Consider the following 9068-nt stretch of genomic DNA (forward strand, 5'->3'; position numbering starts at 1 on the left):
TTTCCTCCTTAATAAACGGTATGTTTGAATAAGAATCCTTCATCGAATGGTCGATGGTCTGGTTGAATGGCTTCAATCGGATCAACGAGCATGAATTTTTCATCTTCATAAGCTTCAGGGTCTTCATGATATAAATCAATGGCTTCTCTATATTGTTCTGTACATACGTTAATATATTCTTCTGTATGTAATACACCATCAATTTTCAAGCTGTCGATGCCCGCTTCAAGCAACGGCTCTAACTCTTCAATCAAGCAGATATCATTCGGTGACATAATATGAGTGCCGTTATAATCTTCAAACACCGGATATTGATTTTCGCGTTCTTCATCGTATAACAATAAATCCTTGTCTGTTTCATTACGTTTTATCTTCATTTGTCTGTCTTGGAATGTATAATAATTGCCGAGCAGCATACGTTTTGATTGGAACATACATGTCATACCATGGACTTGTACTTCAATTTCAATATCCGCATGTGCTTTAATGTTCAAGATTTCTTCTAAATTCAATTCGCGCGCAAGTACAGCACGTTTCGCACCACGTTTACCCCAGTAATTGCACTGGAAGTAGTTTGTGACTAATGCTTCAGCGTCCCAGTTCAAAGCAATCGGGTCTTGTTGTGCTTTAACATACATCACGACTGCCGGGTCACCGAAGATAATGCGATCTACTCTGATTTCGTGTAAGAAATCAATATAATCTTCTACAGCGTTTAAGTGATAGTTATGAAAAATACCGTTAACAGCCGCATATGCTTTTTTGCCATGTGCATGAATGATATCGACCGCTTCTCTCATCGCAGTACGGTCAAATTCACCTGCTAAGCGTAAACCGAACTTTTGTTCTCCTATCACAAAAGCATCAGCACCTTTTTCAATTAAAGTCTCAATATGTGCGACTGATTTAGGTGTCACGAGTAATTCTGTCATTTCGAGTCTCCTTTTACGGCTATTGCTAAACCGTCTTCTATATCTAAAAAGTTTGTTTGATATGCTTCGTTATCATTTAACCATGCGTTGAACTTTTGAATCTTCTTCACCATTTGTTTAATATTTCTGCTGCGAACTACATCAATATCAGCAACAAAATCATGATATAAAATGTTATCAACAACGACTAAACCGCCTTCTCTAAGCAAGGGGGTATACAGTTCAAAGAATTTCTTTGTTTGTGCTTTTGCCGCATCGATAAATATCATATCGAACTGTGTATCAGAGACTTGGTCAAATGTTTCTCTCGCATCTCCATAAATCATATGAATTTGCGTTTGATATCCAAAGTCTTCAATGTTTTGTTCAGCTTGTTGATACATGTTTTTATCACGTTCAATCGTCCATATATGCACAGAAGGATCAACAGACGCAAAATGCATAGCGCTATAGCCAATAGCAGTACCGATTTCTAAAATACGCTTAGGCTGATGGATGCGTATCAACTGTTTGATCATATCTAATGATAAAGGATGAATAATCGGTACCTCATGTTCTATCGCATAAGGTCTTAATCTTTCTAATGGATGGGAATGCTTTTGTGATAACGCAACTAAATAACTTTCATTTTTGCTCATATTTCTCTTCCTTTATCCATACAATGTACAAAAGAATAAAAATAAATCAGTCGCAGTTTGACTGATTCTTATATCGCTGTTGCACATATCATTATTTAACTTTACATATTTTACCATAAAACCTATTGAATATTAAGTACTCAGAATGAATATCTGCAAAATACTTTGGTATGAGTCAAGTAAAAATTATATTTCGAGGCACGAAAAAAGCGGAGGATAACCTCCGCTTCATAACTGCTCATTTATTCCATTTCAGTGTTAACGATTTCTTCAATCATGTCCCACTCTTCTTCAGTTTCAACTGGTAAGAATTTACCGCCGTCACCAGACTCATCTGGGACATTGATCATCGGAATTAATTCAATCATATCATCGTCGTCTGACGCTTCGCCTTCTTCAGCTAAAATGACATATTCTTTGTCAAATTCAGGATGATAAAATTCTAATACTTTACGATAAAGGACTTCATTGCCTTCTTCATCGAATAAAGTTAATAATTCCTCATCGTTGTTGATTTGTAATTCCGCTTCTTGATTTTGATTTTTCTCTGACATAAATAACGCTCCTTTTACGGTAAATTAAAGTGAATCTAAATAGCCTTGCAAGATAAACACAGCTGCCATTTTATCGATGACCTTGCTGCGTTTTTTTCTAGAAACATCTGCTTCTAACAATGACCTTTCAGCTGCCATTGTACTTAGGCGCTCATCCCACATTACCACTTTAAGATCTGGTAATGCTTCAAGGAGTGCTTCTTTGTATTTTAACGAAGCTTCGCCTCTAAATCCAATAGAATTATTCATGTTCTTCGGTAATCCTATCACGACAGTATCTGCATCCTCTTGTTTGATGATAGCTGCCAAGCGGTCTATACCTAATTCATTTTCTTCTTCATTGATTCGGAGTGTATCTAAGCCTTGAGCAGTCCAACCCATTAAGTCGCTCACAGCAACGCCGACTGTTTTGCTGCCAACATCTAATCCGATAATTTTATGTGATAACATTGATTATTCTTTATCTGATACCTTCAAATAATTAGAAACAAGTTCTTCCATGATATCATCACGGTCGATACGTCTGATTTGATTTCTTGCTTCGTTATGACGTGGGATATACGCAGGATCTCCTGAAAGTAAATATCCTACAATTTGGTTTACTGGATTGTAACCACGTTCTTCAAGGGTACGATACACATTAGTCAGCACGGATTTAACATCATCTTTTGGTACTTCTTCAATATTGAAACGCATTGTTTTATCAAAATTGTTCATTTTACTACACACTCCTTCTACTATAGTAGGCTGATACATCCTCTATTCTACATGAGAGTGCAAGGAGATTATAGTGATTTAATGTAGTTTTTAATGAATTGTAATGCATCTGTTATCTTACTTGGCTCGCTGCCGCCGCCTTGTGCCATATCTGGACGACCGCCGCCTTTACCGCCGACAACAGGTGCCATTTCTTTAATAATGTCGCCTGCTTTGACTTTATTTGTCTCTGATTTCGGTACCGTCGCAACTAAAGCAACTTTACCACCGACATCACTTGCTAAGATAATGACCGCATCTTGTAATTTAGATTTGAAATCATCCATAGTTTGTCTTAAGGCTTTCGCATTGTCTGCTTCTACTTGTAACGCTAATACTTTCAACCCGTTAATGTCTTCAACTTGATCATCTAAGCTGCCCATTTTTAGTGCAGTGATTTCTTGGTTACGTTGTTCTAATTGTTTGTGTAATTGTTTTTCGCTGTCAATCACGTGCGTTACTTTTTCAGCCACTTGTGTATCGTCTTTAGCTTTCACTATGTGTTTCACTTCATTGAATTTATCTTGGATACCTTCAAGGTATAAGAATGCTGCTTTACCTGTTAAGGCTTCAATACGTCTGACACCAGCACCTGTACCTGATTCGCTGACAATTTTAAATAAACCGATTTCTGATGTGTTTTGAACATGGATACCGCCGCATAATTCAATTGAGAATGGTTTCATATCTACAACACGGACAATATCGCCATATTTTTCACCGAATAATGCCATTGCACCTGAAGCTTTGGCTTCTTCAATCGGCATTTCTTTGATTGAAACATTAATGCCGTTCCAGATTTGTTCATTGACACGACGTTCAATTTGTTCTAATTCTTCTTTAGTCACAGGACCGAAATGTGAGAAGTCAAAACGTAAACGTTCGCCTTCAACGAGTGAACCTGCTTGATTGACATGGTCACCTAACACTTCTTTCAGCGCAGCATGTAATAAGTGGGTTGCACTATGGTTTTTCGTAATAGCACGACGTTCTTCTTGGTTAACTGAAGCGTCGACTTGTGCGCCTTTTGTGACTTGACCGAATTGCACGATACCTTTATGCAAGTTTTGTCCATTTGGTGCTTTCGTTACTTCAGTCACTTCAATTTCGAAGTTGTCATTGCCGACTGTACCTTGGTCAGCCACTTGTCCGCCTGAAACAGCGTAGAATGGTGTTTGTTTTAAGATAAAGTAAACTGTCTCACCCGCATCTGCTTGTTCTACCGCTTCGCCATTATAAATTAAGTCTGTTAACTCCGTTTGATAATCTGTATGTGTATAACCGACAAATTCACTATCTGTCGTAATATTTTTCAACACTTCACTTTGAATCTGCATTGATTGTGAATTTTGACGTGCTTGACGTGCACGATCTCTTTGTTGCTGCATTTCTGTTTCGAATGTCGCCATATCGACACTTAAACCTTCGTTACCAGCGATTTCTTCAGTCAATTCAACTGGGAAACCATACGTATCATATAATTTGAACGCATCTTCACCTTTAATCATTTTATCGCCGTTTTTAGCTGTTTTGATAAATTGATTTAAAATTGCTAAGCCTTCTTCTAATGTTTCGTGGAAACGTTCTTCTTCAGATTTAATGACACGTTTAATGAAATCTGCTTTTTGTTTTACTTCTGGATAGTAAGGTTCCATAATGTCTGCCACTGTATCGACAAGTTCATACATAAATGGTTTGTTGATATCTAAAGATTGACTGAAACGAACTGCACGACGTAATAAACGGCGTAAGACATAACCGCGGCCTTCATTTGCTGGTAAAGCGCCATCACCGATTGCGAATGCGATGGTTCTGATATGATCCGCAATGACTTTGAATGCAACATCTTGCGTAGCATCTTGTTGATATTTCTTCCCTGAAATTTGTTCAACTTCTTCAATGATTGGGATAAATAGGTCAGTTTCATAGTTAGTACGTACATTTTGCGCAATCGATGCCATACGTTCTAGACCCATGCCAGTATCAATGTTTTTATTTGGAAGTGGTGTATACGTATGATCTGGATTATGGTTGAATTCACTGAATACTAAGTTCCAAACTTCTAAGTAACGTTCGTTTTCGCCACCTGGATACATTTCTTCAGCCGGATCATCTTGACCATAGTCTGGACCACGGTCATAGAAGATTTCTGTGTTCGGACCTGATGGACCTTCACCGATATCCCAGAAGTTGCCTTCAATACGAATAATACGGCTTTCATCTAAACCGATGACATCGTGCCATAAATCGAAAGCTTCCATATCTTCAGGGTGAATGGTCACGTATAATTTTTCAGGTTCCATACCCATCCAACGATCACTAGTTAAGAATTCCCAAGCAAATTCAATCGCTTCACGTTTGAAATAATCACCAATAGAAAAGTTCCCTAACATTTCAAAGAAAGTATGGTGACGTGCAGTAAAACCAACGTTTTCAATATCGTTTGTACGAATCGCTTTTTGCGCGTTCACGATACGTGGTTTTTTTGGAATTTCTCGTCCATCAAAGTATTTTTTTAATGTCGCAACACCTGAGTTGATCCATAATAATGAATCGTCATCAATCGGTACTAAAGGTGCAGAAGGTTCGACCATATGTCCATTTTCTTTAAAGTAATCAATGAAATTTTGTCTGATTTCACTCGCTTTTAATCGCTTCATAAATAACTCACTCCTAATATACATATTTAAAACATTGCCGTATAGGTTCTTTCACAAAATAAAAATGCATTCATCCTCAAAGGGACGAATGCATCGCGGTACCACCCTAGTTATGCAGCAAATTATCCTGCATCACTCTTGTTCTTATACGGACTGACATAAAGTAGCGTTCAGCAAATGATGCGATACCTTACACCACCCGGTACCTCTCTTAGGCATAACGATTTGCTTACTCGGCTTTATGCGAATTAATTTTATTTTAGTCTGACAGACTTTAAAAGTCAACATATATCATACTTCACACAACACTTTATTCATGATTAAAAGTATAAGGTGTGACCTTACCCATACCAATCATCGGGTCAATTTCATAAATCGTTGCTTCTGTTAATTCTACGAGTTGTTGTGCAGGTGCTGAGGTTGTTTGGTCATTTGTTTGTTCATCTGCTTGTTCTTCATTTGTTTCACTCTCATGACCGAAGTAATCTCTGAGCAATTGTGCGAGTCTCGTCATACGAACTTGGCCATGGGTCTTCATACCGATGTCAAAGGCTTGGCTGTCACCAAGAAAAACTAAAGATTGTTTGGCACGTGTAAGTCCTGTATAGATAATCGGACGCTGCAACATGCGATAATATTGTTTTACAATCGGCATAATAACAATTGGAAACTCTGAACCTTGTGCTTTATGAATGGAAGTACAATAAGCATGTGTTAACTCCATCATATCTTGTTTGGTAAATGTAATTTCATTGCCTTCGAAATCAACGACAAGTATATCTTTATTTAATTCGTTTTCACGTGCCCAAAAGATACCGACAATCACACCGATATCACCATTGAAAATATTATCATTAGGACGATTCACAAGTTGTAAGACTTTGTCGCCCTTTCTAAAGACCGCTTCTCCGAACTCAATCTCTCTTGCATCTTCAGCTTTAGGATTCAAGATATCTTGTAATACTTTATTCAAACGCTTAATGCCGGCACTGCCGCGATACATCGGAGCCAAGACTTGAATATCGCTCATATCGTAGCCTTTTTTAACAGCAGAACTCACCACTTTATTGACTACATCTGGTATTTGTTCAGCTGTACAAGGAATAAAGCTGCGATCATGGAAACGCTCAGTAATGTCTATCGGCTGACCTAATTTCATTTTATGTGCGAGTTCAATGATACTAGAACCATCTTGTTGACGGTAGACTTCAGTTAAATTAACACGTGGAATGACTTTCGCATCAATTAAATCTTTAAACACTTGTCCTGGGCCGACTGATGGTAACTGGTCTTCATCTCCGACTAAAATGATTTGTGCATCAATCGGTACTGCATTTAAGAACTGATGAAACAACCATGTATCTACCATCGACATTTCATCAATAATGATGAGCTTAGCAGTAATTTCATTTTCTAAGACATCTTCAGGCTTGGTATCTTGACTCCAGCCGATTAAACGATGGATAGTCATTGCTTCAAGTCCAGTCGATTCTTGTAAACGTTTGGCTGCACGTCCTGTAGGTGCAGCAAGCGCTATCGGATAATCATCTTCTTGGTAATCGTCATAGGATAAGGATAAACCATGCGTTTCCGCATAGAGTTCAACGATGCCTTTGATAACCGTTGTTTTACCGGTACCTGGACCACCTGTCAGCAGCATGACTTTTGAATTAATCGCTGTTTCAAGTGCTTCTTTTTGAGAAGATGCGTAGTTGACTCCATTCATTTCCTCGATTTCACCAATATTGATTTGTAAGTCAGATTGTTCAATATTCTCTAATTTAGCTTGATGTGACGCAATACGATACAGGTTCTGCACACTTTTGACTTCTGAATAATATAAGCTTGGGATAGAAAGTGTTTCATCCGCTTCCACCAACTTACTTTCTTCTGTCAATTCAAGTATCATTTTTTCTAACATACTGGCATCTATCGTTTGGTCATATCCCTTGCTTAACATCTCTAACGAAGTTTCTAATACATAATCTTTAGGTAAAAATGTATGACCTTGTTTAATACATTCTTCTTCTATCGTATAAAGCAGACCTGCTTTTAAGCGTTCAGGAGCGTTATATTCTATGCCTAAATTCTTAGCTAAAGTATCTGCTTTGTGGAAACCGACACCGCGTACATCATAGACAAGATCATACGGGTTTTTCTCAATCGTTTGTAAGGTATCACTTTGATAAACTTGATAGATGCTCATCGCTAATTTCGGACCGAAGCCTAAATCATGAAGTCTGATCATAATTTTTTCTACTTCTTGGTTACTGTAGATTTGATCTGCGATTTGACTTTGTTTCTTTTTAGATAAATTCGGTACATCTTCTAGGACTGAACGATCATCTAAAATTTTATTGATGGTATTTTCACCAAGTGTATTTACGATATTTTCAGCCGTTTTCTTACCGACACCTTTAAACAAATCACTTGATAAGTAACTGATAATCGCATCTTTTGTTTGCGGCACTTCTTTTTCGAAAGTTTCAGCTTTTAATTGTTTACCGTATCTAGGGTGTGTCACAGCTTGACCTTTGAAGGTATAAACATCGCCTTCAGCAATTTCAGGAAAGAACCCCACAATTGTAGGCATATTATCAAAATCTTCATTGGTTTCAATCGGATCTACTTTTAATACGGTATAGAAATTATCTTTATTTTGAAATAAGATTGCTTCTACTGTTCCTTTGACCATCGAATAGTCAAACAATGTAGGGTTCTCCAAATTTATTCCTCCTCTGCATCAAATTGGGTGAATGTTTTAAGTGCATGCTGACTTAATAAATGTTCTGGATCAATCTCTATTGCTTTTTCAAAGTATGGGATTGCTTCATAGATTTCTTCAGTAAACATATAACCCGCTAAACCACGGTTATATAATGCGTCTGTATGTTTAGGATTTATATTTAACACGGTATCTAACTGTTTGACAGCTTGGTCAAACAATTCTAAATGGCATAGGACTAAACCGTATTGGAATTGAATTTCTTCATCTTTATTTTGATCTAATTCTGCAGCACGCATAAGGAAAGGTAATGCAGATTTATAGTCACCTAAGTTATTAAATGACATCCCTATCATATAATTGGTATCCGCTTCATCGACACCTGTTTTGAGTGCTTGTTGATAAAGTTTAATCGCATCATTAAAACTTTCTGCATTATAATAAACATTAGCTAAATTATAATAAATCGCACCGTTGTTCGGATCGATAGTTAAAGCTTTTTGGAAAAATTTCTCAGCTTTTTCAATTTCACCTGCTTCCGCAAGCAGAATACCTGAATTAATGTAGTTTTCAATGTCTTCAGGATGTGCATCAATATTTTCAAACAGTGCTTTTAACGCTGTTTCAAATTGACCTTCTTTAATTAACTGATAAATTTCTTCTTGTTTCATGCTTAGTCCTCATTTCTTTCTTATTCAACTCTTTATTTTATCAGAAAAACTTGAAACTATGTAAAAAAGAGACTAGGAAAGTCCTAGTCCCTGATTAAAATGGCTCTATAATAAATTCGGTTGATGAGATAA

General features: G+C 37.2%; 8 protein-coding genes. All 8 read right to left on the reverse strand.

Annotated elements, in window-relative coordinates; all coding sequences use genetic code 11:
• Window positions 1-8 precede the first annotated feature (8 nt).
• Window positions 9-932, reverse strand: a complete 924-nt coding sequence (locus HMPREF2937_RS05305) for a peptidase U32 family protein (RefSeq protein ID WP_070864165.1) — start codon at window positions 930-932, stop codon at window positions 9-11.
• Window positions 929-1570, reverse strand: coding sequence for an O-methyltransferase (locus tag HMPREF2937_RS05310; RefSeq protein ID WP_070864166.1), 642 nt, complete (start codon window positions 1568-1570; stop codon window positions 929-931). The genes HMPREF2937_RS05305 and HMPREF2937_RS05310 overlap by 4 nt, the downstream gene beginning before the upstream one ends.
• Before the next feature lie 242 nt (window positions 1571-1812).
• Window positions 1813-2124, reverse strand: a complete 312-nt coding sequence (locus HMPREF2937_RS05315; protein ID WP_002481100.1) for a DUF1292 domain-containing protein — start codon at window positions 2122-2124, stop codon at window positions 1813-1815.
• 24 nt (window positions 2125-2148) lie between these two features.
• Window positions 2149-2574 (reverse strand): Holliday junction resolvase RuvX, encoded by a 426-nt coding sequence (ruvX, locus tag HMPREF2937_RS05320; RefSeq protein WP_002481101.1) that lies wholly within the window; start codon window positions 2572-2574, stop codon window positions 2149-2151.
• A gap of 3 nt (window positions 2575-2577) precedes the next feature.
• Entirely contained in the window at window positions 2578-2841 is a 264-nt protein-coding gene (locus HMPREF2937_RS05325) for an IreB family regulatory phosphoprotein (RefSeq protein WP_023015119.1), read from the reverse strand.
• Window positions 2842-2909: 68 nt separating this feature from the next.
• Window positions 2910-5540, reverse strand: coding sequence for an alanine--tRNA ligase (gene alaS / locus HMPREF2937_RS05330; protein ID WP_070864167.1), 2631 nt, complete (start codon window positions 5538-5540; stop codon window positions 2910-2912).
• 310 nt (window positions 5541-5850) lie between these two features.
• The gene (locus tag HMPREF2937_RS05335) at window positions 5851-8265 is read right to left on the reverse strand and encodes an SF1B family DNA helicase RecD2 (protein WP_070864168.1); all 2415 of its coding nucleotides are present in this window, start codon (window positions 8263-8265) and stop codon (window positions 5851-5853) included.
• A 2-nt stretch (window positions 8266-8267) separates the two neighbouring features.
• Window positions 8268-8936, reverse strand: a complete 669-nt coding sequence (locus tag HMPREF2937_RS05340) for a tetratricopeptide repeat protein (RefSeq protein WP_002481105.1) — start codon at window positions 8934-8936, stop codon at window positions 8268-8270.
• Window positions 8937-9068 lie beyond the last annotated feature (132 nt).

The sequence above is a fragment of the Staphylococcus sp. HMSC061G12 genome, assembly GCF_001838465.1.
Lineage (GTDB): Bacteria > Bacillota > Bacilli > Staphylococcales > Staphylococcaceae > Staphylococcus > Staphylococcus simulans.